The sequence below is a fragment of the Streptomyces sp. NBC_00258 genome (genome assembly GCF_036182465.1).
In the GTDB taxonomy this organism is placed as follows: domain Bacteria; phylum Actinomycetota; class Actinomycetes; order Streptomycetales; family Streptomycetaceae; genus Streptomyces.
In genome coordinates, this window is sequence record NZ_CP108081.1 from 4,056,088 (window position 1) to 4,082,481 (window position 26,394).

The 26,394-nt window shown below is 70.1% G+C and carries 23 protein-coding genes and 1 pseudogene; 11 read left to right on the plus strand and 13 right to left on the minus strand.

Annotation, left to right across the window (positions count from 1 at the left end):
* Positions 1–11: 11 nt before the first annotated feature.
* From OG718_RS17915 to OG718_RS17935, 5 genes are all read right to left on the minus strand, one after another.
* Entirely contained in the window at positions 12–812 is an 801-nt protein-coding gene (locus OG718_RS17915) for an ABC transporter permease (RefSeq protein ID WP_055617187.1), read from the minus strand.
* The gene (locus tag OG718_RS17920; protein ID WP_143640714.1) at positions 813–1,742 is read right to left on the minus strand and encodes an ABC transporter permease; all 930 of its coding nucleotides are present in this window, start codon (positions 1,740–1,742) and stop codon (positions 813–815) included. It abuts the gene before it with no gap.
* Positions 1,742–2,893: an ABC transporter ATP-binding protein gene (locus OG718_RS17925; protein ID WP_143640713.1), complete on the minus strand. Its 1,152-nt coding sequence runs from the start codon at positions 2,891–2,893 to the stop codon at positions 1,742–1,744. The genes OG718_RS17920 and OG718_RS17925 overlap by 1 nt, the downstream gene beginning before the upstream one ends.
* A 160-nt stretch (positions 2,894–3,053) precedes the next feature.
* The gene (locus tag OG718_RS17930; protein WP_143640712.1) at positions 3,054–4,298 is read right to left on the minus strand and encodes a polyamine ABC transporter substrate-binding protein; all 1,245 of its coding nucleotides are present in this window, start codon (positions 4,296–4,298) and stop codon (positions 3,054–3,056) included.
* 50 nt (positions 4,299–4,348) lie between these two features.
* On the minus strand, positions 4,349–5,869 hold the full coding sequence (locus OG718_RS17935) for a gamma-aminobutyraldehyde dehydrogenase (RefSeq protein WP_328844583.1): 1,521 nt from the start codon (positions 5,867–5,869) through the stop codon (positions 4,349–4,351).
* A gap of 207 nt (positions 5,870–6,076) precedes the next feature.
* Between OG718_RS17935 and OG718_RS17940 the strand changes: the two genes are divergently transcribed.
* Positions 6,077–6,634 carry an NADAR family protein gene (locus OG718_RS17940; RefSeq protein ID WP_328844584.1) on the plus strand — a complete coding sequence of 186 codons (558 nt, stop codon included), beginning with the start codon at positions 6,077–6,079 and terminating at the stop codon, positions 6,632–6,634.
* A 280-nt stretch (positions 6,635–6,914) separates the two neighbouring features.
* On the opposite strand, the gene OG718_RS17945 is transcribed toward OG718_RS17940, so the two are convergent.
* Positions 6,915–7,820 carry a DUF4190 domain-containing protein gene (locus OG718_RS17945; protein ID WP_328844585.1) on the minus strand — a complete coding sequence of 302 codons (906 nt, stop codon included), beginning with the start codon at positions 7,818–7,820 and terminating at the stop codon, positions 6,915–6,917.
* A 99-nt stretch (positions 7,821–7,919) separates the two neighbouring features.
* Here OG718_RS17945 and OG718_RS17950 point away from each other — a divergent pair.
* Together OG718_RS17950 and OG718_RS17955 are read left to right on the plus strand one after the other, a co-directional pair.
* Positions 7,920–9,013: pseudogene (locus OG718_RS17950) on the plus strand (adenosine deaminase).
* A 28-nt stretch (positions 9,014–9,041) separates the two neighbouring features.
* Positions 9,042–9,725: a glycerophosphodiester phosphodiesterase gene (locus OG718_RS17955; RefSeq protein WP_328844586.1), complete on the plus strand. Its 684-nt coding sequence runs from the start codon at positions 9,042–9,044 to the stop codon at positions 9,723–9,725.
* Positions 9,726–9,762: 37 nt separating this feature from the next.
* Here OG718_RS17955 and OG718_RS17960 read toward each other — a convergent pair whose 3' ends face one another.
* Positions 9,763–10,362, minus strand: coding sequence for an NADPH-dependent F420 reductase (locus OG718_RS17960; RefSeq protein ID WP_328844587.1), 600 nt, complete (start codon positions 10,360–10,362; stop codon positions 9,763–9,765).
* A 70-nt stretch (positions 10,363–10,432) separates the two neighbouring features.
* On the opposite strand from OG718_RS17960, the gene OG718_RS17965 reads away from it, so the two are divergent.
* Positions 10,433–10,840 (plus strand): winged helix-turn-helix transcriptional regulator, encoded by a 408-nt coding sequence (locus OG718_RS17965; protein ID WP_260695454.1) that lies wholly within the window; start codon positions 10,433–10,435, stop codon positions 10,838–10,840.
* On the opposite strand, the gene OG718_RS17970 is transcribed toward OG718_RS17965, so the two are convergent.
* On the minus strand, positions 10,755–12,440 hold the full coding sequence (locus tag OG718_RS17970; protein WP_328844588.1) for an RNA polymerase sigma factor: 1,686 nt from the start codon (positions 12,438–12,440) through the stop codon (positions 10,755–10,757). The two genes, OG718_RS17965 and OG718_RS17970, sit on opposite strands and share 86 nt — an antisense overlap.
* Positions 12,441–12,463: 23 nt before the next feature.
* Positions 12,464–13,738, minus strand: a complete 1,275-nt coding sequence (locus OG718_RS17975) for an alginate lyase family protein (RefSeq protein WP_143640704.1) — start codon at positions 13,736–13,738, stop codon at positions 12,464–12,466.
* 198 nt (positions 13,739–13,936) lie between these two features.
* Between OG718_RS17975 and OG718_RS17980 the strand changes: the two genes are divergently transcribed.
* Positions 13,937–14,745 (plus strand): IS5 family transposase gene (locus OG718_RS17980; protein ID WP_328844589.1). Its coding sequence is split into 2 segments (ribosomal slippage): positions 13,937–14,276 and positions 14,276–14,745, totalling 810 coding nucleotides; the frame shifts between segments, so codons are not numbered across the junction.
* A 154-nt stretch (positions 14,746–14,899) separates the two neighbouring features.
* Positions 14,900–16,054 carry a serine hydrolase domain-containing protein gene (locus tag OG718_RS17985; RefSeq protein ID WP_143640703.1) on the plus strand — a complete coding sequence of 385 codons (1,155 nt, stop codon included), beginning with the start codon at positions 14,900–14,902 and terminating at the stop codon, positions 16,052–16,054.
* Positions 16,055–16,123: 69 nt separating this feature from the next.
* On the opposite strand, the gene OG718_RS17990 is transcribed toward OG718_RS17985, so the two are convergent.
* From OG718_RS17990 to OG718_RS18000, 3 genes are all read right to left on the minus strand, one after another.
* Positions 16,124–17,287: a polyamine ABC transporter substrate-binding protein gene (locus tag OG718_RS17990; RefSeq protein ID WP_143640783.1), complete on the minus strand. Its 1,164-nt coding sequence runs from the start codon at positions 17,285–17,287 to the stop codon at positions 16,124–16,126.
* A gap of 133 nt (positions 17,288–17,420) precedes the next feature.
* On the minus strand, positions 17,421–18,686 hold the full coding sequence (locus tag OG718_RS17995) for a sensor histidine kinase (RefSeq protein ID WP_328844590.1): 1,266 nt from the start codon (positions 18,684–18,686) through the stop codon (positions 17,421–17,423).
* The gene (locus OG718_RS18000) at positions 18,683–19,336 is read right to left on the minus strand and encodes a response regulator transcription factor (RefSeq protein ID WP_143640701.1); all 654 of its coding nucleotides are present in this window, start codon (positions 19,334–19,336) and stop codon (positions 18,683–18,685) included. The genes OG718_RS17995 and OG718_RS18000 overlap by 4 nt, the downstream gene beginning before the upstream one ends.
* A 173-nt stretch (positions 19,337–19,509) precedes the next feature.
* On the opposite strand from OG718_RS18000, the gene OG718_RS18005 reads away from it, so the two are divergent.
* Positions 19,510–20,070, plus strand: a complete 561-nt coding sequence (locus tag OG718_RS18005; protein ID WP_328844591.1) for a hypothetical protein — start codon at positions 19,510–19,512, stop codon at positions 20,068–20,070.
* A 158-nt stretch (positions 20,071–20,228) separates the two neighbouring features.
* Here the strand turns inward: OG718_RS18005 and OG718_RS18010 are convergent, their stop codons facing one another.
* Positions 20,229–21,668: a gamma-aminobutyraldehyde dehydrogenase gene (locus OG718_RS18010; RefSeq protein ID WP_328844592.1), complete on the minus strand. Its 1,440-nt coding sequence runs from the start codon at positions 21,666–21,668 to the stop codon at positions 20,229–20,231.
* A gap of 163 nt (positions 21,669–21,831) precedes the next feature.
* On the opposite strand from OG718_RS18010, the gene OG718_RS18015 reads away from it, so the two are divergent.
* The 4 genes from OG718_RS18015 (at position 21,832) to OG718_RS18030 (ending at position 26,345) form a co-directional block, all read left to right on the plus strand.
* Positions 21,832–22,353 (plus strand): Lrp/AsnC family transcriptional regulator, encoded by a 522-nt coding sequence (locus OG718_RS18015; RefSeq protein ID WP_143640698.1) that lies wholly within the window; start codon positions 21,832–21,834, stop codon positions 22,351–22,353.
* Complete coding sequence (locus OG718_RS18020) at positions 22,338–23,735, plus strand: aspartate aminotransferase family protein (RefSeq protein ID WP_143640697.1); 1,398 nt, start codon at positions 22,338–22,340, stop codon at positions 23,733–23,735. The genes OG718_RS18015 and OG718_RS18020 overlap by 16 nt, the downstream gene beginning before the upstream one ends.
* Before the next feature lie 208 nt (positions 23,736–23,943).
* Complete coding sequence (locus OG718_RS18025; RefSeq protein ID WP_143640696.1) at positions 23,944–24,684, plus strand: ABC transporter ATP-binding protein; 741 nt, start codon at positions 23,944–23,946, stop codon at positions 24,682–24,684.
* A complete protein-coding gene (locus tag OG718_RS18030; RefSeq protein ID WP_328844593.1) occupies positions 24,666–26,345 on the plus strand; it encodes a hypothetical protein in 1,680 nt (559 codons plus the stop codon). Before OG718_RS18025 ends, OG718_RS18030 begins: the two co-directional genes overlap by 19 nt.
* Positions 26,346–26,394 lie beyond the last annotated feature (49 nt).

A 26,394-nucleotide genomic window follows, 5' to 3' on the forward strand; every position in this document is an offset into this window, starting at 1 on the left:
TCATTGAAGCGCTATGCCTTTTGGCGGTTCCTGCGGTTGCCGATGACCATTCCGGCCAGCACGAACAGTACGGCGACGATGAACATGGCCGTACCGATGACATTGATCTGAACGGGTGTTCCGCGCTGGGCCGAGCCCCAGACGAACATGGGGAAGGTGACGGTCGAGCCCGCGTTGAAATTGGTGATGATGAAGTCGTCGAAGGAGAGCGCGAAGGCGAGCAGCGCTCCCGCGGCGATTCCGGGGGCGGCGATGGGCAGGGTGACGCGGACGAAGGTCTGCACGGGACCGGCGTACAGGTCCTGGGCGGCCTGCTCCAGCCGCGGATCCATCGACATGACACGGGCCTTGACGGCGGTGACGACGAAGCTCAGACAGAACATGATGTGGGCGATCAGGATCGTCCAGAAGCCCAGCTGCGCGCCCAGGTTGAGGAAGAGCGTGAGCAGCGAGGCGGCCATCACGACCTCGGGCATCGCCATCGGCAGGAAGATCAGCGAGTTCACGGCGCCGCGCGCCCGGAAGCGGTAGCGGACGAGCGCGAAGGCGATCATCGTGCCGAGGACGGTCGCGCCGAGGGTCGCCCAGGCCGCGATCTGCAGGCTCAGCGAGAGCGAGCCGCACAGGTCGGCGACCCCACAGGGATCGGTCCAGGCGTCCGTGGAGAACTGCTGCCATTCGTAGTTGAAGCGCCCCTTCGGATTGTTGAAGGAGAACACCGTGACGACGATGTTCGGCAGCAGCAGATAACCGAGGGTCAGCAGACCCGCGATGACGACGAGACGGCGCTTCAGCCAGCGTACGAGGGCCATTTAAACCAGATCCTCCGTCCCGGACTTGCGAATGTAGAGCGTGACGATGGCGAGGATCCCGGCCATGAGAATGAACGAGAGCGCCGCGGCCGTCGGATAGTCGAGAATCCGCAGGAATTGGGTCTGGATGACGTTTCCGACCATGCGGGTGTCGGTGGAGCCGAGCAGATCGGCGTTCACGTAGTCGCCGCTCGCCGGGATGAAGGTGAGCAGCGTCCCGGAGACGACACCTGGCATCGACAGCGGGAACGTCACTTTGCGGAAGGTGGTGAAGGGCTTCGCGTACAGATCGCCGGCCGCCTCGTGCAGCCGCCCGTCGATCCGCTCAAGCGAGGTGTAGAGCGGCAGGATCATGAACGGCAGGAAGTTGTACGTGAGACCGCAGACCACCGCGAGCGGCGTGGCCAGCACCCGGTCGCCCGCCGTGATGCCGAGCCAGCTGGTGACATCCAGGACGTGCAGCGAGTTGAGGGCGCCGACGACCGGTCCGCCGTCCGCGAGGATCGTCTTCCAGGCGAGCGTACGGATCAGGAAGCTGGTGAAGAACGGCGCGATCACCAGGATCAGGATCAGGTTGCGCCAGCGGCCCGCGCGGAACGCGATCAGGTACGCGAGCGGATAGCCGAGGAGCAGACACAGGATCGTGGCGGTGCCGGCGTACGCGATGGAGCGCAGGAACTGCGGCCAGTAGTCGGCCACCGCGTCCCAGTAGGTCGCGAAGTGCCAGGTGACCTTGTAGCCCTCCTCCAGGGAGCCCGTCTGCACGGACGTGGAGGCCTGGTAGACCATCGGCAGCGCGAAGAAGACGAGCAGCCAGAGGATGCCGGGGAGCAGCAGCCAGTACGGAGTGAGGCGGCCTCTTCTGCGAGGCGGGCGCTCCTCGGGCGCGGGTGTGGGCGCCAGGGGTGGCGCGTCGGTGACGGTCGTCATCAGGCCGCCTCTTCCTCGACCGTTTCGATCCCGGCGTCGATGTCCTGGGCCGCGTCCAGGCCGAAGGTGTGGGCCGGGTTCCAGTGCAGGACGACCTCGGTGCCGGGCACGAGCCGGGAGTCGCGGTCTATGTTCTGGGCGTAGACCTCGAACTCGGGACAGACCGGGCTGTCGATGACGTACTGCGTGGAGACGCCGATGAAGCTGGAGTCGGCGATCGTGCCGGTGATGCGGTTGCGGCCCGCCGGGATCTCGCCGGCGTCGTCGGCGTGCGTGAGCGAGATCTTCTCGGGTCGTACGCCGACGAGGACCTTGCCGCCGGTCGTCGTGGGCGCGGAACATCGCGCGGCGGGCAGCAGGAGCTTGCCGCCGCCCGCCTTGAGGACGATCTCGTCGCCGCTCTTGGAGTCGACCTCGGCCTCGATGAGGTTCGAGGTGCCGAGGAAGTTGGCGACGAACGTGGTGTTCGGGTTCTCGTAGAGGTCGGCGGGCGAGCCGAGCTGCTCGACACGGCCCGCGTTCATCACGGCGACCGTGTCGGCCATGGTCATGGCCTCCTCCTGGTCGTGCGTGACGTGCACGAAGGTGATGCCGACCTCGGTCTGGATGCGCTTGAGCTCCAGCTGCATCTGGCGGCGCAGCTTGAGGTCGAGGGCGCCGAGGGGCTCGTCGAGGAGGAGCACCTTGGGGGTGTTGATCAGCGCGCGGGCCACGGCGACGCGCTGCTGCTGGCCGCCGGAGAGCTGATGCGGCTTCTTGCGGGCCTGCTCGCCGAGCTGGACCAGCTCCAGCATGTCCTCGACCTGCTTCTTCACCGACTTGATGCCGCGCCGGCGCAGACCGAAGGCGACGTTCTCGAATATGTCGAGGTGCGGGAAGAGCGCGTACGACTGGAAGACCGTGTTCACCGGCCGCTTGTACGGCGGCAGGTTCGTCACGTCCTGGTCGCCGAGACGGACGGAGCCGGAGGAAGGTTCCTCCAGACCGGCGATCATGCGCAGGGTGGTGGTCTTGCCGCAGCCCGAGGCGCCCAGGAGCGCGAAGAACGAGCCCTGGGGGACGGTCAGGTCGAGCGGGTGGACGGCGGTGAAGGAGCCGTAGGTCTTGCTGATTCCGGAGAGGCGGACGTCGCCGCCGGTGTCGTTCGTCATGGTGTGGTCCCTGGGTGTCGGGGTCGTCTGTGGTCCGGGGGCGGGACACGGAAGCTGTGCCGCACGGGCAGGTCCGCGGCGGAGCCGGTGTCTGCCGCCCAGGGCGCCGGGCACCCGCCCGGGCTTGCCTGGACCACCGAATCCGCACCCGCCGGAGGCGTTACGCCCCTGTCAGCTTCGCGAACTTCTCTTCGTAGGCCGTCTCTTCCTTCGTGCTCAGGGAGCGGAAGGAGTGGGACTTGGCCGCCATGGCGGCGTCGGGAATGATCAGCGGGTTTTCCGCCGCCGACTCGTCGATCTTCGCCAGCTCGGCCTTCACGCCGTCGACGGGACAGACGTAGTTGATGTACGCGGCGAGCTGCGCGGCCGGACCGGGCTCGTAGTAGTAGTCGATGAGCCGCTCGGCGTTGGTCTTGTGCCGCGCCTTGTTGGGGACCAGCAGATTGTCCGTGGAGGTCAGATAGCCGCTCTCCGGGATGACGAAGTCGACGTCCGGGCTGTCCGCCTTGAGCTGGACGACGTCACCGGCCCAGGCGACACAGGCCGCGAGGTCGCCCTTGGTGAGGTCGGAGGTGTAGTCGTTGCCGGTGAAGCGGCGGATCTGGCCCTTGTCGACGGCCTTCTGGAGGCGGGCGATCGCCGCGTCGAAGTCGTCGTCGGTGAACTTCGCCGGGTCCTTGCCCAGGTCGAGCAGCGTCATCCCTATGCTGTCCCGCATCTCCGACAGGAAGCCGATGCGCCCCTTGAGCTTGGGGTTGTCGAGCATGTCGGAGAGGGACTTCACCTCCACACCGTCCAGCGCCTTCTTGTTGTAGGCGATGACCGTGGAGATACCGGTCCAGGGGTAGGAGTACGCGCGTCCCGGGTCCCAGTCCGGCGTACGGAACTGCTGGGAGAGGTTGGCGTACGCGTGCGGCAGGTTGGAGGCGTTCAGCTTCTGCACCCATCCGAAGCGGATGAGCCGGGCGGCCAGCCAGTCGGTGACGCAGATCAGGTCGCGTCCGGTGTCCTGGCCCGCCGCGAGCTGCGGCTTGAGCTTCCCGAAGAACTCGACGTTGTCGTTGATGTCCTCGGTGTACTTGACCTTGATGCCGGTGCGTTTGGCGAACTCGTCGAGCGTGGGGTGGCGTTTCTCGCTGTCGTCCACGTCCATGTACTCGGTCCAGTTGGAGAAGTTGATCTGCTTCTCCTTGGCCGAGTGGTCCTCGGACGAGACGCCCGCGGTGTTCTTCGCCGCGGGGATCCCGCAGGCGCTCAGCGTCCCGAGTCCGCCCAGCGCGAGCGCGCCGCCGGCGGACGCACGCATCAGTGAACGGCGGGTGAGTGAGGCCCTGCCGTTCCTGAGGCTGCGCCGCATGGCGGCCAGTTGGGCCGAGGACAGGCTTTCGGGCTCGTACTGCTCCATGCTCGTGGTGCCCTTTCGGGAGGGTGCGGCCTGGTCTCGGCCGGTGGTGACTATCGGTCCCCGAAGATCGTGCGGTGCCAGTCCTTCCTGGCCACCGCGGTGTTGTCGAACATGACGTGCTTGATCTGGGTGTACTCCTCGAACGAGTACGAGGACATGTCCTTGCCGAAGCCGGACGCCTTGTAGCCGCCGTGCGGCATCTCGCTGATGATCGGGATGTGGTCGTTGACCCACACACAGCCGGCCTTGATCTCGCGCGTGGCACGGTTCGCGCGGTACACGTCACGACTCCAGGCGGAGGCGGCGAGGCCGTACGGGGTGTCGTTGGCGAGCCGGATGCCTTCGTCGTCGCTGTCGAAGGGCAGGACGACGAGGACGGGACCGAAGAGCTCGGACTGCACGATCTCGCTGTCCTGCGCGGCGTCCGCGACCAGGGTGGGCCGGTAGTACGCGCCGTGCTTGAGGTCCTGCGGGATCTCACCGCCGGTGACCACGCGCGCGTAGGACCGCGCCCGGTCGACGAATCCGGCGACGCGGTCGCGCTGGGCGACCGAGATGAGCGGCCCGAGGTCGGTGTCCGGCGCGAACGGGTCGCCGAGCCGGACGGTCGCCATCAGGCCCGCGGTCTTCGAAACGAACTCTTCGTAGAGGGGCCTTTGCACGTACGCGCGCGTGGCGGCCGTGCAGTCCTGGCCCGTGTTGATGAGGGCGCCCGCCACCGCGCCGTGCACGGCGGCCTCCAGGTCCGCGTCGTCAAAGACCACGAAGGGCGCCTTGCCGCCGAGCTCCAGGTGGAGGCGTGTGACGGTGGCCGTGGCGATCTCGGCGACGCGCTTGCCGACCGCGGTGGAACCGGTGAAGGAGGTCATGGCGACGTCGGGGTGCCCGACGAGATGCTCACCGGCGTCCTTGCCGGCCCCGGTGATGATGTTGACGACACCGTCGGGGATACCCGCCTGGGTGGCCGCCTCGGCGAACAGCAGCGAGGTGAGCGGGGTGAGCTCGGCGGGCTTCAGAACGATGGTGTTGCCCGCGGCGATCGCCGGGAGGACCTTCCAGGCCGCCATCTGGAGGGGGTAGTTCCAGGGGGCGATGGAGCCGACGACACCGATGGGTTCACGGCGTACGTACGAGGTGTGGTCGCCGGAGTACTCGCCGGCGGACTGCCCCTGCAGATGCCGGGCGGCGCCCGCGAAGAAGGCGGTGTTGTCGATCGTGCCCGGGACGTCGAACTCCCGGGTCAGCTTGATCGGCTTGCCGCACTGGAGGGACTCCGCCTGCGCGAACTCCTCCGCGCGGTCGGCCAGTACTGCGGCGAAGCGGTGCATGGCGTCCGAGCGCTCGCCCGGGGTGGTGGCGGCCCAGCCCGGGAACGCCTCGTGGGCGGCGGCGACGGCCGCGTCCACGTCCACGGTGCTCGCCAGCCGGTACGTGTAGACGTCGTCGCCGGTGGCCGGGTCGACGACCGCGTGGGTGCGGCCGGACGTGCCCTTCGTCAGCCGGCCCGCGATGTACTGCGCGCCCGCCTCGAAGCGGTCCTGTGCCTGGAAGCGATGGCCCGGATTGTGCATGTCGCTCTCCTCCGCCGTCCTCCCCGTGCACCGGGGGTCGGCGTAGCTCCAGCTCGATTTGAGTGCCGATCCTGACAGAGCAACGGCCCTCCAACAAGTGATTCCGTTGTTGCCTTTTGGTTACGCGACGGAATCTGTCGACCAGGTGTCGAGTTCCCTTGAAAAAGGAGGGACGAACTGTCAGTGGTGCCTGCCAGACTCGCGTGCATGGGGAAGATCGATTCGCGGGACGCGCTGGTCAGCGCGGTCCGGTCAGGGGAAAAGGTCAAGTACCTCCACTTCTGGGGGCACCGGGCGCGGGCCGACGGGCAGGTGGGGGCCGGCTGTCTGAGTCAATGGTGGCCGTCGCCGTTCACGGTGGACTCGGTGGAGTACCGGACGGCCGAGCACTGGATGATGGCGCGGAAAGCGCGGCTGTTCGGTGACGACCGGGCGGAGCGGCTCGCTCTCGACGCGCCGAATCCCGCGCTCGCGAAGAAGGCGGGGCGGCTGGTGCGGGGGTTCGACGAGGGCGCCTGGGAGCGGGAGCGGTTCGGGATCGTCGTGGAGGGAAGCGTGCGGAAGTTCGCCTCGGACGGCGAGCTCCGGTCGTTTCTGCTGGGCACGGGTGAGCGGGTGCTCGTTGAGGCCAGCCCCGTTGACCGGGTGTGGGGGATCGGGGTGGCGGCGAACGACGACCGTGCGTTCGATCCGGAGCGGTGGAGGGGGCCGAACCTGCTGGGGTTCGCGCTGATGGAGGCGCGGGGGCGGTTGAGGGCTGCGTGATGAGTGCGGGCCAGTGGGGGCTGGTCGCGCAGTTCCCCGCGCCCCTTGGCCCCAGGGGGCGTCGGGTTCATTTGCCGGGTGCGGGTTGTCGTGGGTTGCTCGCGCAGTTCCCCGCGCCCCTGAAAAGCGTGGGACGCCCTACGCCTTCAGGGGCGCGGGGAACTGCGCGCTCGGCCCCGGACGGCTCGCACCCGACGCACACCGTCAAGCCCCACCCACCTCAGGGGCGCGGGGAACTGCGCGACCAGCCCCCACCGGCCCGCAGACAGCCGTAGGCAGATCAGCCGTTGACGGTCAGGGACGTGTTGAAGCCGTCGTCAACGGTTCCCGAGTCGCTTTCGGAGTCGTCGGGGACGATCAGGAACACCACCACGAAGGCGATGGCCAGCGCTATGCCGACGGCACCGCAGATGATCCCGGCCAGCGCCTGGCCGGGATTGGTGGCCTCGCCGCGGCGAGCCTTCCCGCGTCCGATCGCGCCGAAGATCACCGCGAGGATCCCGCAGGCCAGGGCAACCGGCCAGAGGCAGAAGCCCACCGCCGCGATGATGCCGAGTACGAGCCCTGCCGTGCCCAGCCCGTTGCTGGGCGCCATGGGCATCCCCGGCCAGCCGTAGCCGGGCCCCCCGCCGGGGCCACCGTAGGCGGGGTATCCCGGGTAGCCGTATCCGTACGGCATCTGCCCAGGGCCCTCGGGCGCGATGGGAGGCGGGGGCACGGAGGAGCCATGAGTGGGGTGGAGATGCGGGCCGGTCGGGGGCGCGTACGGGTGGGGCGCCCCTCCGGGAGGCCCGAAGGGGTTCGGCGGGGCCGAGGCGGCCGGCGGCGCGAACGGGTTGGCCCAGGGCTGCGGACCTGAGGGAGCCGAGGGGTTCGCAGGGGGCGCGGGGGTCACAGAGCCCGAGCCGGGCGGCACCGGAGCACCCGGCCCCGTACCCGTACCCGTACCCGTACCGGGAGCGTGCGGCGCCCCGCCCGGCAGCGACGTCACCGTCTGCTGGTCGTGAACCGACGGCGGTGTCGGGCCGGCCCTCTCTCCAGGGGGCGCGTCCGTCGGTGGGGCCCAGGGGTTCGGCTCGGCGGAGGACTTGCTCAGCGGGACCTTCGGAGCGGGAGCCGCGTCCTCGGGGCCGGCCCCCGATTCGTCGCCGGCCGCCGCACCCGGTGTCTGCGCGTCGTCGGACATGCGCGGAGTCCCCTCTGTCGTACGTAGCGTCATGCTACGGCCCGTGCCTCCCCCGCACAGACCGCGTCCTACGATGATCCCTGAACCATCGATCAGCCGATCACCCGCGTCCGCCGGACACACGGCCGGACGCCGTTCCCGGGGAGGAACCCTTGACCGACCACCACGACCTGCACGCCTTCATCGCCGGACTGCCCAAGGCCGAACTCCACGTGCACCACGTCGGCTCAGCCTCCCCGCGTATCGTCTCCGAACTGGCCGCCCGCCACCCCGACTCCAAGGTGCCCTCGGACCCCGAGGCCCTGGTCGACTTCTTCACCTTCACGGACTTCGCCCACTTCATCGACGTGTACCTGTCCGTCGTCGACCTCATCCGCACCCCCGAGGACGTACGTCTGTTGACGTACGAGGTCGCCCGGGACATGGCCCGCCAGCAGATCCGCTACGCCGAGCTGACGATCACGCCGTTCTCGTCGACCCGTCGCGGTATCGACGAGGGCGCCTTCATGGAGGCGATCGAGGACGCGCGCACGGCCGCCGAGGCGGACTTCGGGACCGTGCTGCGCTGGTGCTTCGACATTCCGGGCGAGGCGGGACTCGAATCCGCCGAGGAGACGGTCCGGCTCGCCACCACCGACAAGCTCCGCCCGGAGGGCCTGGTCTCCTTCGGGCTCGGCGGGCCGGAGATCGGCGTGCCCCGGCCGCAGTTCAAGCCGTACTTCGACCGTGCGATCGCGGCGGGCCTGCACTCCGTACCGCACGCGGGCGAGACGACGGGACCGGAGACCATCTGGGACGCGCTGACCGACCTGCGCGCCGAGCGCATCGGGCACGGCACCAGCTCCGCCCGGGACCCGAAGCTCCTCGCGCACCTCGCCGAGCACCGGATCCCGCTGGAGGTCTGCCCCACGTCCAACATCGCCACCCGTGCGGTCCGCACCCTCGACGAGCACCCCATAAAGGAATTCGTACGGGCCGGGGTCGTCGTCACCATCAACTCCGACGACCCGCCGATGTTCGGCACCGACCTCAACAACGAGTACGCGGTCGCCGCCCGCCTCCTCGACCTGGACGAGCGGGGTCTCGCCGCGCTCGCCAAGAACGCCGTCGAGGCCTCGTTCCTCGACGACACCGGCAAGGCGAAGCTCGCCGAGGACATCGACACGTACACCTCTGCCTGGCTCGCTCCCTGAGCCGACGCGGACCCAGCACAATGGGCCCATGCGTACCGTGACAGCCGTGGCCCATCGCGGCGACCCCTACCGCGTCCGCGAGAACACGATCGACTCGCTGCGTTCCGCGCTCCAACGGGGCGCGGACGCCGTGGAGATCGACGTCCGGCTCACCCGCGACGGCGTGCCCGTGCTGCTGCACGACAGCACGCTGAAGCGGTTGTGGGAGCAGGACCGGCCACTGCTGTCGCTCTCCTCGGACGAGGTGCGGGGCCTGACCTCCGGCGGTGTTCCCACGCTGGAGGAGGCCCTGAAGGCCACGGACGAGGGCCGGCTCATGGTCGATCTGCCGGGTCCGGCGGACGCGCGTGCCGTCCGCCGGATCGTCGGCGTCATCCGTGACCTCGGCGCCGAGGAGCGCGTGTACTACTGCGCCGGCGCCGACACCATGCTCGCCGTCCGCGCGGCGGACCCCGCCGCGGAGATCGCCCTCACCTGGACGACCCTCGCGCCGCCGCGTCCCGCACTGCTCGACGCGGTGCGGCCCCAGTGGCTCAACTACCGCTTCGGGCTTGCCAATCGGGACGTGATCGCCCGTACGCACCGCGACGGGTACCTGGTGTCGGTGTGGACGCCCGACACCCGCCGCTCCATGCGGCGACTCCTCGACGCGGGCGTCGACTCGATCACCACGAACCGCATCGACACGCTGTGCGCACTGCGCAAGGGCTGATGATCCAAGGGCCCGGGTCCCTGAAGAGTCCAGAGGTCTAGAGGGAGGGCTGCGCGAACTCCAGTGGCGGGGCGATCGCCTGGGCGTCCGCCCCCTCCCCCACCCACAGTCCGATCAGCAGTGCCGCCGTCGCCTCCAGCAGCCCGGCCCGGTCCAGGCCGCCCGCGTTCAACGGCTCGCAGCCCAGGTCGCGCACGAGGCGGCGTACGACGGTCAGCGCCGCCTCGTCGTCGCCGCACAGCGGGACCGCCAGCGGGCGGTCGTCGAAGACCGGCGGGGTCAGCCGCCAGACGTCCACGTGGCAGAGGTTGAAGGCCTTGACCACGGACGCGGCCGGGGCGGCGGAGGCGATCCGCTCGGCCGCCGCGGGCCCGCCCGCCGTGAGCAGGGCGAAGCCCGGGCCCACCGGGTTGGTGCAGTCGATCAGCACCCGCCCACGGAGCACCTCCTCAAGACCGGCGACCACGTCGGCCACCGCCATGTACGGCAGGGCCAGCAGCACCGCGTCCGTCCCGAACCCGGCCGCCTCCCGCAGTCCGCCCGAGCGGCTCCCCGCGAGCACCTCGTGTCCGGCCCGCCGCCACTGCGTGCCGAGCGCGTCCGCCATGCCGCCCGTGCCGAGAATCCCTATCCGCATACGCCTCTGCCTCCGGTCCGTGGGTCGATCTCCTACGACAGTAGGAAGCCGCTCGGGCACCATTCGGTATGTGAGCACCGAACCGTTCTTCCTCGCCGACTGCCGTGCCCGGCTCGCCTTCGACCTGCTCTCCAACACCTGGAACGCCGTGGTCCTCTGGGCGCTGCGGCACGGTCCGCGGCGACCGGGCGAACTGCGTGAACACATCGGCGGGATCAGCCAGAAGGTCCTGACGGAGACGCTGCGGCGGCTGGAGTTCAACGGTCTGGTCGGGCGGCGCGCGTACGCCGGGTCGCCGCCCCGGGTGGAGTACGAACTCACCGCGCTGGGGCGGACGTTGCTCGACCCGATCGAGGCGTTCGGGGCGTGGGCCTTCGACCACGGGGACGAGATCATGGCGGCCCAGGACCGCGCGACCAGCCAGTCAGCAGCGACTTCTGACGGACCGTCGACGCGTCGGCCGGGGTCGAGCGCGTGACGTACTGAGGGATCGGTGCCGTGTCGTCTCCGGTGTCGCGGACGAGGCCGTAGCGGATGGCGCCCTGGGCGGGGCCGGTCATGACGTCCTTGGTCACGGCTTCCCGGTTCGAGGGGAAGACGATGAGTCCGTAGTCGCCGCCCCGCTCGTTCTGGGTGAGGGTGACCGTGCCGTCGACGTAGAAGTACTCGTTCTGCCACATCTGCTGGGTGCCGGTCGGCAGGACGGCGTATCCGACACGCGGTCCGCCCATGCCGGAGGTGTAGCCGTCGGCGTTCTCCGCGAAGGTGTCGTCCATCCGGCGGCCGCCGCCCGAGGCCACGTGGAACAGCTTCCCCTTGAGGCCGGTCCAGGCCGGCATGACCACGGCGCCCGGCCGCGACTTCGGGGAGATCTGCCAGCGCACCAGCACATAGCCCTGGCCGCTGAGCGTCACGCTGTCCCCGCGGTGCTGCATCACGGCCTTGGGTCCGCCGGTGCTGGTGAGCCCGGACTCGGGGCGGCGCGGCAGGTCCACGGGCCGCGCGTTCGGGTCCGGGGCCCTGTCGACGGCGTCGACAACAGTGCCGTACAGGTCCTTGCGGGTCTTGCTGGGGGACGGTGACGGGCTGAGCGCCGCGGTGGGGCTCGGCGCCTTCGGCCGCGAGGTGCTCGACGCGGTGGGCGGCGCGGCCGCCTTGGGCGGCCGGGAGTCCGGCTGGGTGACGACGTACGCGCCGCCCGCGACGATGGTCGCCCCGGCCGTCATGGCGACGGCGGGCTTGGTGAGTGCGGCGACGACCTTGGCGGACCAGCCGACCCCCGTGGCGGCTGTCGTCGCGGCGACCGCCGTCTTGCCGCCGAGGGCGAGCGAGAGCGTGAAGCCGACCGGGATCGGGACGAGCGCGAGCCCGACGAGCAGCCGTTCGGCCGGTACGACCGTCTCGCCGGGCGCCGCGCAGTGACGGCAGCCCCGGATGTGCCGGGCCAGCCGCTTGCGCCACACCGAGTCGGGGCGCCCGTCCCAGCGGGCGGTCAGCTCGCGCAGTTCTGGGCAGGACGAGTCGAGGGCCCGCACGATGCCGCGCGCGGCCTCCAGGCGGGCCTTCATCCGCTGGACGCGTACGGCGGTGTGCTGGCGAGAGATACCGACGGCCGCGGCCAGTTCGCGCCGGGTGAGTTCGCCCGCGACCTCCAGCCACCACAGCGACAGCAGTTGCCTGTCCTCGTCGTCGAGCCAGCGCACCGCCTCCGCGACCTCGCGCCGCTGACCCTCCAACTGGAGCCGCAGCACGGTGAGTTCGGCGAAGTCGGTGGCCTCCTGGGCCGCGTCGTCGGCCAGTGACTCGGAGGTCCGACGTCTGGCCCTGTCGCGTATCTGCCGCATGGCGATGGCGACCAGCCAGGAGCGGAAGCTGTCCGGGTCACGCAGGGTGCCGAGGTTGTCGACGGCCCGCAGCATCGTCTCCTGCACGACGTCGTCGACGTCCGCGTGACCGTTCAGCGCGCGGCCGACGATGTTGTAGACCAGCGGCAGCCAGCCCTCGACGAGTTCGTCGAGCGCGCGCCGGTCACCGGCCTGCGCCGCCGCGATCGTCGTACGCCACTGCCGCCCGTTCACGTCCGTCCCTTCCCGAAGAGGTGTCACTTGGCGTAGAGCAGCGTCCCGAAGCCGAGCTGGTCGAAGCCGCCGCTGTTCGGTCCGTAGTCACCGCCTCCGCCTTCCGCACGCACCTTCTCAGCCATGGCCGTGATGTTCGGAACGGAGAGCCGACGGCGGCGCGCGTAGTGGTAGTGCAGGATCTCCCAAACGGGACGGGTCTCTCCACGCGCTATGCCGGAGATCACAGACTGCTCGTTGTACTTGCCCCTCCCGGTGCCACTGCGCCAGGTGTACTTGGTGAAGGGCACGTCGCCGCCGAGGTTGTACTTGGCGACGTACTCGGCGCCCTTCATGAACCGGCTGTCGTCGTAGCCGTAGAGGTCGACGCCCTGGTTCCAGGCCATCTCGCAGATCGCGCCCATCTGGCCCACGCCCATCGCTGTGTGCCCCTGGTCGCGGCCGGCCTCCTGCCACTGGGCGAGGTCGTCGGACTCGTGGACGAAGGGGACGGCGTTCCCGATCGAGCCGTTGCCCGCCCCCTTCTTGAAGTAGTCCACCGCACGGTCGAACACGGCCCTGTTGTCGCAGAGGATGCCGATCGCCATGACCGAAGCCACGTTGCACAGGTCCCAGTTGGCCCAGTAGTTGGTGATGACGGCGCCGTTGTGGTGGGTGAGGAAGTCGTCGTTCATGGGGTGGAAGACCTTGAGCATCATCTTCTGGAAGCGGGCCAGGTCGAAGCCGTCGTGGTCGCGCACCAGCTCGGCGGCGTTGGCGAACTGGTAGCCGTAGAGCCCGGCCGCCAGGAACCGGTCGGCGTTGCCGGTGACCGTGGTGAGCGTGGCCGACCAGGCGTTGAGAATCGCGACGGCCGCCTCGGCGTTCTCCCTCGTGCCCGCGATCTTCCAGCGCAGGGCGTTCTGGTAGGCGGCGTGGATGTCGTTGTAGAGGGACACGTAGTTCTGGCCGGTGCCGCCGCGGACGACCGTGGCCTGCGGCCTGGGGGCCCAGGTGCTCGCGGAGTGCCGGTTGGCGGTCAGCCGCTGCCAGCCCGCCGTCCAGGGCTCCCGTCCGGCGGCGACGCGCACCCTGGCCCGGTTGAGGTCGCCGGCGTTGTGCAGCATCCCGGGGTGCGCGAAGACCGGCTTCCCGGCGGACTCACCGGGCGACGGGGAGGCACCGGTCTGCGCCGCGTCGGCCGAGTCGCCGCCGCCCAACGAGACCGCGATACCGCCGACGGCTCCCGCGGCGGCGACACCACCGGCGATCTGGAGAGCGCTGCGACGGCTGATGCGGTGCTTGTTGTGCTCTGCCACGAATAGCTCCTGTGCGGATGGAGGGGTGTGCGTTGTGCGTACGTTGCGCGTGCGTGGTGCGTGTGCACAGGAGACGGAGGAGGGGCTTCCGCGATAACAGTTTTTCCCGTACCGCGTGCGTCGCCCTAACTGACCGTTTCAGAATGACATTCGTTGTGGGGCTTGGCAGTTGGGTGTTGTGTCGGCAGGATCGGTTGAGTGGCTGCTGAACTTGTGCCTGATGACCTGTGGGAACGTGTAGCCCCGCTTTTACCTGCTCGGCCGCCTCGGCGGCATCGGTATCCGGGGCGGTTGCCGGCAGATGACCGGGCTGCGCTCAGAGGCATCGTCTACGGGCTGTGCAAAAGCGTGAGCTGGCGGGACGTTCCCGCAGAACAGGTCGGCTGCAGTGGCGTGACGGCCTGGCGGCGACTGCGGGACTGGACCGAGGCCGGTGTCTGGCCGCAACTGCACGAGGTGCTGCTGGCCGAGCTGCGTGCGGCGGGTCTGCTGGACATGGACGACGCCGCGATCGACGGATCGCACGTGAGGGCTCTGAAAGGGGGGCTCACACCGGACCTTCGCCGGTCGACCGGGCCCGGCCCGGCAGCAAGCACCACTTGATCGTCGACCGGCAAGGCACCCCCCTTTGCGTCTCACTGACCAGCGGGAACCGCCACGACATCACCCAGCTGATGCCCCTGCTCGATGCGATACCCCGCATCCGCGGTGTCCGCGGTCGACCCAGGCACCGGCCAAGTCGGCTGTTCGCCGACCGCGGTTACGACTACGACAAGTACCGCCGCCTTCTCCGGGCTCGCGGCATCACACCCAAGTTCGCCCGAAAAGGCATCACGCACGGCTCCGGCCTGGGAAAGACGCGTTGGGTCGTGGAGCGCACATTTGCCTGGCTGCACCAGTTCAAACGGCTGCGGATCCGCTACGAGAAGCGCGCAGATCTCCACCTGGGCTTCCTCCAACTTGCCTGCAGCATCATCTGCTTGAGACGACTCCGAACCTCATTCTGAAACCATCAGTAAGGGGAATCCCTGACAACACCCTTGTTCTGCCCGGCAGTTGATGGGGGCAGCGGCCAGGGTCGGCACCCTCCTCGGAGAGGATCCGCGGCGGCGGCGTACGACCGGAGGATGAAGGTCACCAACCACCCCCGGGAGTCAGCCGATGCATCTCCGTATCCGTACCGCCTGCGCCGCCCTCGTGGTCCTGGGCCTCACCGCGGGGCCCCTGGCCGGGACCGCGCTCGCCGCCCCCACCCCCACGGCGGTCGTACGGGAGACCGTGAGTCCGAAGACAGACAAGGCCTTACGCGAAGCGCTCAAGGGGATTCCGGACAAGGACACGACGGCCGCGCTGGTACGCGTCGGGGGCAAGGCCGGCACCTGGCGGGGCAGCGCCGGCGTGCACGACCTGGCGAGCGGCCGCAAGGCCCTGGAACACGGGCGCTTCAGGGCCGGTTCGACCACCAAGGTGGTCACCGCGGCCGTCGTGCTGCAGCTCGCCGCGGAAGGCACGATCGACCTGGACGGACACGTCCAGACCTACCTCCCCGGCCTCCTCTCGAAGGCGTTCGAACCCATCACCGTACGGCAGTTGCTGACCTTCACCAGCGGGCTGAAGCCGGGAGCGACGCTGGGTGACGTGAACGGTGAGGGGTACGATCGGCGGTTCGAGACGCTGACCCCGGAGGCGGTCGTGGCGTCGTCCGTCGCCGCCGGCCCCGCCTTCTGCCCGGGCAAGCGGCAGCAGTACGCAAACATCGACTACACCGTGCTCGGCCTGCTCATCGAGAAGGTCACCGACGACACGTACGAGCATCAGGCGGCCGTACGGGTCCTGCGGCCGGCCCGGATGCATCACACGTCCTTCCCCGACGGGCCCGACCCCCGTATCCACGGCCCGCACAACCGCGGCTACCAGATCCTGGCGGACGGCAGGCTGGTGGACGCCACCGAGTGGAACATGTCGGACCGGTGGGCAGCGGGCGACATGATCTCCACGACGGAGGACCTGGAACGCCTGCTCTTCGCACTGTTCCGCGGCCAACTGGTCCCCCAGCCCCTCCTGGACAAGGAGATGTTCACACTCCCGGACGTGCCGAACGCCACGATGAGCGCCGGCCTCCAGCGCTTCCAGGTCGACGAAGACACCGTCGTCTGGGCCAAGTCCGGCGCCAGGCCCGGCTACGGCACGGCGATCGCCGCCACCCGCAATCTGTCACGCACCCTCGTGTACTCGGTGAACGCGACCGACGCGAAGAGCGAGGAGATGAATCCGGTGGCGGAGCGGATCGTGGGGGCGGCGTTCGGAACGGAGTGACGCCCGCGCGTCCGTTTCCGTCCCCGTCCCCGTCTCCGTCTCGGTCCCCATCTCCGTCTCTGTCCCCGTCTACAGCCCGGCGATCGCGTTCCATCGCTTCGCGAAGTCCGTGCGTTCCTTCGACGTGATGTCGCGTGCGATCGCGAGCCGCTTGCGCATGGCGGTGTCGGGGAAGATGAGCGGGTCCTCGGCCAGGGCGGCGGTCTCCTCGTCCTTGGCGGAGGCGAGGACGTCCTGGGCGGCCGGGACGGGGCAGACGTAGTTGACCCAGGCGGCGAGTTCGGCGGCGACGGACGGCTCGTAGTAGTGGTCGACGAGCGACTCCGCGTTCGCCTTGTGGCGGGCGAGGTTCGGGATCATCAGGGACTCGGACCAGAGTTCGGCGCCCTCCTCCGGGACGACGAACTCGATGTCGGGGTCGTCGGCCTGGAGCTGGATCACGTCACCGCTGTACGCCTGGCAGGCCAGTACGTCGCCGCTCGACAGGTCCTTGATGTAGTCGTTGCCGGTGAAACGGCGGATGTGGTCCGCGCGGACGAGTTCCTCGACCTGGTCGCACATCGTGTGGAAGTCGTCCGCGGTCCACTTGGTGATGTCGACGCCGTTGCCCTGCATGAGCAGCGCGAACGCCTCGTCCAGACCGGAGAGGAGCGTGACACGGCCCTTGAGGTCGTCCGCCCACAGGTCGGAGACGTGCCGGACCTCGCGGCCGACCCTGCGGCGGTTGTACGCGATGCCGGTGATTCCCGACTGCCACGGCACGGTGTGCCTCCGGCCCGGGTCGAAGGCCGGTGAACGCAGTTGTGGGTCCAGGTACTTGGTGACGTTGGGCTGCCTGGATCGGTCCATCTCCTGGACCCAGCCCAGGCGTACGAACCGCGCGCACATCCAGTCGCTGATCACCATCAGGTCCCGGCCCGTCTCCTGATGATTCATCAGGGAGGGGCTGATCTTCCCGAAGAACTCGTCGTTGTCGTTGATCTCCTCGGTGTACGTGACCTCGATCCCGGTGCGCTTCTCGAAGGCGTCCAGGGTGGGGCGCCTCGACTCGTTCTCGTCGTCCGTGTCGATGTAGAGGGGCCAGTTGGCCCAGGTCAGACGCTTGTCGGTGGCCGACAGGTCGCTTCTCGAACGGTCCGAGGGCGCGACGTACGCCGCGGGTACTCCGCAACCGGCGGCCAGTGCGGTGGCTGCGCCCGTGCCGAGGGTGCGCAGCAGGCTGCGGCGGGAGATTCGCGTTCTCTGGCTCGGGTTCGCTGGCACGTGGGCAGCATCCCGCTTGCCCTGCCGGGCGGGCAATGGACGCTGCGTCGAGCCGTCCGGCTGGGGTGCGACACACTGTCGCCCCCGCCGGACGGGCTAATAGTCAGCCCCTCCGGCGTTTGAGGAGCGGGGGTTCGGGGGCTGGCCCCCGAGTAGTGACGGGAATGGGTAGGGGCGGCGGGGGCGGAAACACCACCTCGACCCACAACCCACCCTCCCCCCGAGCCCGCGCCTCCACCACACCCCCGTGCGCCGCGGCGATCGCCGCCACGATCGACAGCCCCAGCCCGGAACCCTCGCGGGCCCGGGCCCGCACCCGCTCGACCCCCAGCCTCCGAAACGGTTCGAACAGGACGCCCACCTGATCCGACGGCACCACAGGCCCACTGTTCACGACCCGCAGGGAGGCCCGCCCATCGACGACCCCGGTCCAGACGGAGACCCAACCACCCTCCCCCGACGGCACGTTGTGGCGCACGGCGTTCTCGACGAGGTTGCTCACCAGCCGCCCGATCAGCTGCGGGTCCCCGACGAGCGCCGCGGGCGCGAGCTCGGCGGACACCCGGGGCCCGCCGTCGGGCAACAGCTCGGCCGCGACCACGGACAGATCCACGAACTCCCGTTCCGGCACCCCCCGTTGGCTGAGAGCCAACGTCAACAACGCCTCGATCAACCGCTCCTGCTCCTGCCCGGCGGCCCGGACCCGAAGACAGGCGGACCGCAGGGCCTCGACACCGGCCCCGGGATCGGCGAGCGCGACATCGATGACGGCCTGCTGAAGGGTGAGCGGCGTACGCAACTCGTGCGACGCGTTGGCGACGAACCGCCGCTGCGCCTCGAAGGCGCCTTCCAGCCGGGCGAGCAGATCGTCGAACGTGTCGGCGAGGTCCTTGAGTTCGTCGGCCGGCCCGGCCACCGCGAGCCGTCGGTGCAGAGCGTCCGCGGAGATCCGCCGTACCGCCCCGGTCATGCTCCGCAGAGGCGCGAGCACCCGCCCGGCCACCAGCCACCCGAGCAGGAGCGAGGCCAACGCCATGACGCCGAGGGCGACCCCCGACTCGACGAAGAGCTGATGCAGCTGGTCGCTGCGCTGGGCGACCAGCTGCTCACGTACGTACCCCCGGACGTCGGGCACCCCTGCCCCCGGCGCAGGCACATCGGGCCTGGTCACCGACACCTGTCCGCCGCGCTCTGACATGAGGGTGTACGTGAGGGCCAGCAGCACCGCCCCCGCCACCACGAACAGCCCGCTGTAGACCAACGTCAGCCGCCACCGGATGCTCTGCGGTCCCCGGATGCCCCGCAGTCTGCGCATGCTCTTCCGGCCGCGGATCCGCCACACCCCGGGGAGCCCAGGACGCTCACTCATACCCGGTACCCGGCCTGCGCCACCGTCTCGATCAACGGCGGCTCTCCGAGCTTGCGCCGCAGTCGGCTGACCGTCACCTTCACGGTCTGCGTGAACGGATCGGCCGCCTCGTCCCAGGCCCGCTCCAGCAGTTCCTCGGCGGAGACCACGGCCCCACCCGCACCCATCAGCAGCTCCAGGACCGCGAACTCCTTGGGACTGAGCGGGAGTTGGCTGCCGTTGCGGGACGCCACCCGTCGCGCGGGGTCGAGCCGCAGATCGCCGTGGACCAGAACCGGCGGCAGCGCGGGTTGGGCACGGCGCCCCAACGCCCGTATACGCGCGACGAGTTCGGTGAACGCGAACGGCTTCGGCAGATAGTCGTCGGCACCCATCCCGAGCCCCGCGACGCGGTCGGCGACCGTGCCGGACGCGGTCAGCATCAGTACCCGCGCCCGGCTGCCCCCCTCGGCCAGGGCCCGGCAGACCCGGTCTCCGTGCAGCCCGGGCAGGTCACGGTCGAGTACGACGACGTCGTAGCCGTTGACCGTGGCACGCTCCAGCGCCGCATGGCCGTCCAGCGCGATGTCGACGGCCATACCCTCTCTGCGCAGTCCCGCCGCGACGGTCTCGGCGAGCTCCTCGTGGTCCTCGACCACCAATACGCGCATCGGCATCTCCGGCTGCGTCTCCGGCTGCTGCGAACCCTGCGGCCAGCGTGCCCGCCGGGCGGTAACAGGGCGGTAAGAGCACCCGTTCCCGTGCCGTAACCGCCCACGCGCTGAGGTGATTCGAGGAGACGCACTCCCGAGACGTACTCCAGAGACGCACCAGGAGGATCCTCATGCGAAGTACGACGAAGGGGCACCGCCGGCTGGCCGCGGCCTGCGCCCTGATCACCGCCGTCACACTCGGCGGGGTGTACGCGGGCCAGGCCGTCGCGGCCGACCCGTCCGCACCGTCGGGCGGCGGATCGTCGTCGGAACCCCCGAAGGACGACGACCCGAGCGGTTCGACCGACTGGAAACGCCAGGACGAGGCATCCCGCGAGTTCACCGAGTGCGTGCGCGACAACGGTCTGGAGGACTTCCCCGACATCGTCATCCACACGGCGGACGACGGCGACGGCGTACGCGTACGGATCGACGCGGGCGACCGGGCGAGCCGCCCCGACCCGGTCTCCAAGGAGTTCCGGAAGGCCGTGAAGGCCTGCAAGCACATCCTGGAGGACATCGGCGTCGACTTCCCGGTCCCGCCCGACGAGCCGCCCGGCAAGGGCGACCGGCCCTGGCCCCCGGACTGCGGCGGCCGCGAGGAGCACAGGAACGAGAAGGGCGACAAGAGCGAGAAGGGGGCCGACGCAGAGCAGAGCGCCGCCGGACTCGTACTCACGGGGACCGTCTGACTCGTACTCACCCAGGCCGTCCGACACGTACTCGCCCAACCAGCCACCCGACCGAGCGACCGACACGGCACGACACGACACGGCCCCGGGCGGATCAACTCCCGCCCGGGGCCGTGCCGTTCACTCCGTCAGCCGCGAACCGTCGGCCCGCCGGCCCGTCAGCCCTCGATGGACGTCATCACGTGCTTGATCCGCGTGTAGTCGTCGAACCCGTACGCCGACAGGTCCTTGCCGTAGCCGGACTTCTTGAATCCGCCGTGCGGCATCTCCGCGACCAGCGGGATGTGGGTGTTGATCCAGACGCAGCCGAAGTCGAGGACCTTGGCCATGCGCATCGCGCGCGAGTGGTCCTTGGTCCAGACGGAGGAGGCGAGGGCGTACTCGACGCCGTTCGCCCACGCGACGGCCTGTGCCTCGTCCGAGAAGGACTGGACGGTGATGACCGGGCCGAAGACCTCGTTCTGGATGATCTCGTCGTCCTGCTTCAGCCCCGACACCACGGTCGGAGCGTAGAAGTAGCCCTTGTCGCCGACGCGGTGGCCGCCCGCCTCGACCTTGGCGTGGGCGGGCAGTCGCTCGATGAAGCCGGTGACCTGCTTGAGCTGGTTCGGGTTGTTGAGCGGCCCGTACAGCACGTCCTCGTCGTCCGGCATACCGGTCTTCGTGTCGGCGGCGGCCTTGGCGAGCGCGGCCACGAACTCGTCGTGGATGGACTCCTGGACGAGGACGCGGGTGGCGGCCGTACAGTCCTGGCCCGCGTTGAAGAAGCCCGCGACCGAGATGTCCTCGACGGCCTTGGCCATGTCGGTGTCCTCGAAGACGACGACCGGCGCCTTGCCGCCCAGCTCCAGGTGGACCCGCTTGACGTCCTTGGCGGCGGACTCGGCGACGGAGATACCGGCGCGCACGGAGCCGGTGATCGACGCCATGGCGGGCACCGGGTGCTCGACCATCGCGCGGCCGGAGTCACGGTCGCCGCAGATGACGTTGAAGACGCCCTTGGGGACGATCGAGCCGATGATCTCGGCGATCAGGACCGTGGAGGCGGGAGTGGTGTCCGACGGCTTCAGGACGACCGTGTTGCCGGCCGCGAGCGCGGGGGCGAACTTCCACACGGCCATCATCATCGGGTAGTTCCACGGCGCGACCTGCGCGCAGACGCCGACCGGCTCGCGGCGGACGATCGAGGTCAGGCCCTCCATGTACTCACCGGACGCGCGGCCCTCCAGCATGCGCGCCGCGCCCGCGAAGAAGCGGATCTGGTCGACCATGGGCGGGATTTCCTCGGACCGGGTGAGGCCGATGGGCTTGCCGGTGTTCTCCACCTCGGCCGCGATCAGCTCCTCGGCCCGCTCCTCGAAGGCGTCCGCGATCTTGAGCAGGGCCTTCTGACGCTCGGCCGGGGTCTGGTCGCGCCAGGCCGGGAAGGCCGCGGCGGCCGCTGCCATCGCGGCGTCGACGTCGGCCCGACCGGACAGCGGCGCGGTGGCGTAGGCCTCGCCCGTCGCGGGGTTGACCACGTCGGTGGTCCGTCCATCGGCGGCATCGCGGAATTCTCCGTCGATGTAATTGCGCAGACGACGCAGCTCGGTGCTCACTGCCGGCCCTCCAGTCGGATGTCCAATCACTGAGACACCCACCCTAGTCCCGCGCCCCACGTTTTCAACACCCCCGATCGCCTCAGAACTGCGAAATCCGCACATGTAGGCCGCGCAGACAACGAATTTCATCAATCAACTCTTGCGGAACTGCTGATGCCTCATGCACAGTGAGCACGTGTCCAGTCGCAGCGCAGAGCCAAAGGGCTCCCGAGACACCCGGTCGGGGAACACCACTCCCTCACTGGACAGCGTCTCCCTCGCCATCATCGAGCAACTCCAGGAAGACGGCCGGAGGCCCTACGCCGCGATCGGCAAGGCCGTCGGCCTCTCCGAGGCGGCCGTGCGCCAGCGCGTCCAGAAGCTGCTCGACCAGGGCGTGATGCAGATCGTCGCCGTCACGGACCCGCTCACCGTGGGTTTCCGCAGGCAGGCGATGGTGGGCGTCAACGTCGACGGCGACCTTGAGCCCGTGGCGGACGCGCTGACCGCCATGCCGGAAGTCGAGTACGTGGTGATGACCGCGGGCTCGTTCGACATCCTCGCCGAGATCGTCTGCGAGGACGACGACCACCTGCTGGACGTCATCAACAAACGCATACGGGCCCTGCCCGGCGTGCGCTCCACCGAAAGCTTCGTCTACCTCAAGCTCAAGAAGCAGACCTACATGTGGGGAACCCGATAGCCGTGACCACCAAGGACCTCAGCCGAACCGCGTACGACCACCTGTGGATGCACTTCACCCGCATGTCCTCGTACGAGAACGCTCCCGTCCCCACGATCGTCCGTGGCGAGGGCACGTACATCTACGACGACAAGGGCAAGCGCTACCTCGACGGTCTCGCGGGGCTGTTCGTGGTCCAGGCGGGCCACGGCCGCCGGGAGCTGGCCGAGACGGCGTTCAAGCAGGCGCAGGAGCTGGCCTTCTTCCCGATCTGGTCCTACGCCCACCCGAAGGCCGTCGAGCTCGCGGAGCGCCTCGCGAACTACGCGCCGGGCGACCTGAACAAGGTCTTCTTCACCACGGGTGGCGGCGAGGCCGTCGAGACCGCCTGGAAGCTCGCCAAGCAGTACTTCAAGCTGCAGGGCAAGCCGACCAAGTACAAGGTCATCTCCCGCGCGGTCGCCTACCACGGCACCCCGCAGGGCGCCCTGTCGATCACGGGCCTGCCCGCCCTGAAGGCACCGTTCGAGCCGCTGGTCCCCGGCGCCCACAAGGTCCCGAACACCAACATCTACCGTGCCCCCTCGTTCCTCGACCAGGGGTCCGGCGTCTCCCCCGAGGCCTTCGGCCGCTGGGCCGCCGACCAGATCGAGGAGCAGATCCTCTTCGAGGGCCCGGAGACGGTCGCCGCGGTCTTCCTGGAGCCCGTGCAGAACGCCGGCGGCTGCTTCCCGCCGCCGCCCGGCTACTTCCAGCGCGTACGCGAGATCTGCGACCAGTACGACGTACTGCTCGTCTCGGACGAGGTCATCTGCGCCTTCGGCCGCCTCGGCACGATGTTCGCCTGCGACAAGTTCGACTACGTACCGGACATGATCACCTGCGCCAAGGGCATGACCTCGGGCTACTCCCCGATCGGCGCGTGCATCATCTCGGACCGGCTCGCCGAGCCGTTCTACAAGGGCGACAACACCTTCCTGCACGGCTACACCTTCGGCGGCCACCCGGTGTCGGCGGCCGTGGGTCTCGCCAACCTCGACCTGTTCGAGCGGGAGAACCTCACGCAGCACGTGCTGGACAACGAGGGGGCGTTCCTCTCCACCCTCCAGAAGCTGCACGACCTGCCGATCGTCGGCGACGTCCGCGGCAACGGCTTCTTCTACGGCATCGAGCTCGTGAAGGACAAGGCCACCAAGGAGACCTTCACGGACGAGGAGTCGGAGCGCGTGCTCTACGGCTTCGTCTCCAAGAAGCTCTTCGAGTACGGCCTCTACTGCCGCGCCGACGACCGCGGTGACCCGGTCATCCAGCTCTCGCCGCCGCTGATCGCCGACCAGTCGACCTTCGACGAGATCGAGGGGATCGTCCGCCAGGTGCTGACGGAGGCGTGGGCGAAGCTCTGATCGTGACATGGCTCCGATGAGCTGAATCTGTGATCAACACCGGCCCCGGTGGCGCCCGTTCGAGTGAGAATGGGCGGCCCGGGGCCGCGTGCTGTCCGGCCTCCCGGCCCCGACTACCTAGCGTGCCCAGTGACCGATCGGCCCTGCCTTCGTTCCCCCGGAAGGGGGACTCCGCACGGCATTTCTGATCTGAACCGAGGTGTACGCCATGGTGGCTCCGCCGGACAACGACGTGCTGTGGGCACGCGCCCTGCACGTCAACCACAACGGCTCGCCCGCGCTCACCGGCGTCTCGCTCGGGGTTCGCGAGGGCGAGATCCTTGCCGTCGGCGGTCCGCGCGGCAGCGGCAAGACGACCCTCCTCCAGTGCCTGTCCGGGCAGTTGCAGGCGCAACAGGGCGAGGTCTGGTTCAACAGCACGCCGGTGCACACCATGGGTCCGCTGACCCGCGAGCGGCTGCGCCGCGACCGGTTCGCCTGGATCGACCCGGCGCCGGTCCTGGTCCCTGAGCTGAACGCCTGGGAGAACGCGGCCCTGCCCCTGATGCTGCGAGGTGTCTCGCGCCGCCGCGCCAAGACCGCCGCCCTGGAGTGGCTGGACCGCCTCGACATCGGCGGCTGCGCCCGCAAACGCCCGCACGCGCTTCTGCACGCCGAGCGACAGCGTGTGGCCATCGCCCGCGCCCTGGCCCCCGCGCCGACCGTGCTCTTCGCCGACGAGCCCACCGCCCCGCTGCACCGCGCCGACCGGGCCCATGTGCTGCGTACGCTCACGACGGCGGCCCGTTCGCACGGGATCACCGTCGTGCTGGCCACGCACGACGCGGACACCGCGGCCCTCGCCGACCGCACGGTGTCACTGCTCGACGGGCGGCGCGTGAACACCGTCCATCTGCCGCCGGTGTCCGACAGCGCGGAAGGCCGGGCCGCGTGCTCGCTCTCCGTCTAGCGCGCGGGGCCCGCCCCGCCGTCCAGCTCCGCAGGCTCCTGGTCGCGGCGGCGTCGGCGGGCACGGGCTTCCTGCTGCTGTGCACCCTGGGGTACGCGATGGGGCACCCGGACGCGTCCGGCGCGGCCGTGCTGCGGCTGGCCTGGTGTGTCGCGCCGCTCGCCGCGACCGTGCAGTTCGCGGTGGCGGTCGCCCGGACCGACCCGGCCACCCGTCCCCGGCAGGGGCTGTCGGCGCTCGGTCTCGGCCCCGCCCGGCTGACGGCCCTCGCGGCGATCTCGACCGCCGTGTCCTGCACGCTCGGTTCGATGGTCGCCCTGCTCTTCTTCCTGCATCTGCGCGGCGACCTGACCGGCCTCCCCTTCGACGGCGACGCCGCCGACCTCCTCGCCGCGGACGAGCCGCTGCCCCTCCCGGCCGCGCTCACCCTGCTGGCCCTCGTACCGATCATCGCCTCGGCGGCCAGTGCGGCGGTGCTCCGGCCACGGGGCCCGAGGCCGAGCGGCTTCACCACGGGCGGACGGCCGGGACGGCTGAGCGGCTTCGGCGGATACGGACGCTCCGTCGAGCGCGTCGGCTTCGGCGCGTACGGGCGCTTCGGGACGCGTACGGAGGCGAAGGCGGGCCCTCGCTCGGAGAGCCCGGACGGTTCGGGGGGCCCTCGCGGCTCCGGGGGTCGGGAGGGTTCCGAGGGTCAGGGGGGTTCCGAGGGTCGGGGCAGCTCCCGGCAGGACACCACCGGCCGCACCGCGCACACCGGGCACGGCAGCCCGGAGGCGTCCACCAGCGCCGCGGCGCTCGACGTTCCCCGCCGCTCCGGCGCGCGCGCCCGCGCGAGGGTCGAGGGCCGCCCCGGCGGCGAGCAGCTCGCCGCCACCCACGCCACCGCCGACTCACCCGCGCACAACGGTCACGACGCGCCCGACCACCGCACCGCCTCACTGCGTCCCGACAGCCCCGGCAGCCCCGGCAGCAACGACGGCCCCGGGTTCTCCGGCCGCACCCGCCACCCCATGGACCCGCTGGACCCCCAACACCCTCCGGCCCCTCTCCCCGCCCCCTCCGGCCTCCCCTGGGGCGCCGCGGTCCTGGCGGCCGGGCTCGCCGTGGAGACGTACGCCGGCCGTACGTCCCCGGCTCTCGCGGGACCCGAGCTGCCGGGCGGCTTCTCGGTCGGACCCCTCGGTGTGCTGGTGGGCTGGGCGCTCACCGCGTTCGGTCTCGCGCTGGCCGGGCCCGCGATCACGCACCTCTGCGGCAGGCTGCTCCAGGCCGTGCGGCCGGGCGCCCTGCGGCTGCTCGCCGGGCGCGTGCTCATGGAGGAGGCGGCCCGCATCGGGCGCCCGCTCGGCGTGGTGTGCGCGGTGGCGTCGGGGGCGTACGCCATGGCCGTGCTCTATGGCCGCGCGCGCCCCGACGTGGGGCCGCTCACCACCCTGGGCGCGCTGCTCGTCGCGGGGTGCGCCGTCGCGACGCTCCTGACCGCCGCGGTGGAGGCGAGGAACGCGCGCGCCGACACCACGGCCGCCCTGCTGCGGCTCGGGGCGCCCGCCACGGCCCTGCGCAGCGCCGCCGCCCTCCGCACGGGTGCCCTGCTCGCCGTCTTCGGCCCGCTGACCTGGGCGGTCGCCGAGCTGGCCGCGCTGCCACTGACCCGCTGACGGCTCACCCGAAGAACTCGCCCGAAAAAGTTCACGGGACGCCGATGAC

Coding starts and splice junctions, on each gene's coding strand:
- OG718_RS17915 (WP_055617187.1), bottom strand. CDS start 812: ATGGCCCTCGTACGCTGGCTGAAGCGCCGTCTCGTCGTCATCGCGGGT.
- OG718_RS17920 (WP_143640714.1), bottom strand. CDS start 1,742: ATGACGACCGTCACCGACGCGCCACCCCTGGCGCCCACACCCGCGCCC.
- OG718_RS17925 (WP_143640713.1), bottom strand. CDS start 2,893: ATGACGAACGACACCGGCGGCGACGTCCGCCTCTCCGGAATCAGCAAG.
- OG718_RS17930 (WP_143640712.1), bottom strand. CDS start 4,298: ATGGAGCAGTACGAGCCCGAAAGCCTGTCCTCGGCCCAACTGGCCGCC.
- OG718_RS17935 (WP_328844583.1), bottom strand. CDS start 5,869: ATGCACAATCCGGGCCATCGCTTCCAGGCACAGGACCGCTTCGAGGCG.
- OG718_RS17940 (WP_328844584.1), top strand. CDS start 6,077: ATGGGGAAGATCGATTCGCGGGACGCGCTGGTCAGCGCGGTCCGGTCA.
- OG718_RS17945 (WP_328844585.1), bottom strand. CDS start 7,820: ATGTCCGACGACGCGCAGACACCGGGTGCGGCGGCCGGCGACGAATCG.
- OG718_RS17955 (WP_328844586.1), top strand. CDS start 9,042: ATGCGTACCGTGACAGCCGTGGCCCATCGCGGCGACCCCTACCGCGTC.
- OG718_RS17960 (WP_328844587.1), bottom strand. CDS start 10,362: ATGCGGATAGGGATTCTCGGCACGGGCGGCATGGCGGACGCGCTCGGC.
- OG718_RS17985 (WP_143640703.1), top strand. CDS start 14,900: ATGCATCTCCGTATCCGTACCGCCTGCGCCGCCCTCGTGGTCCTGGGC.
- OG718_RS17995 (WP_328844590.1), bottom strand. CDS start 18,686: ATGAGTGAGCGTCCTGGGCTCCCCGGGGTGTGGCGGATCCGCGGCCGG.
- OG718_RS18000 (WP_143640701.1), bottom strand. CDS start 19,336: ATGCGCGTATTGGTGGTCGAGGACCACGAGGAGCTCGCCGAGACCGTC.
- OG718_RS18005 (WP_328844591.1), top strand. CDS start 19,510: ATGCGAAGTACGACGAAGGGGCACCGCCGGCTGGCCGCGGCCTGCGCC.
- OG718_RS18015 (WP_143640698.1), top strand. CDS start 21,832: ATGCACAGTGAGCACGTGTCCAGTCGCAGCGCAGAGCCAAAGGGCTCC.
- OG718_RS18025 (WP_143640696.1), top strand. CDS start 23,944: ATGGTGGCTCCGCCGGACAACGACGTGCTGTGGGCACGCGCCCTGCAC.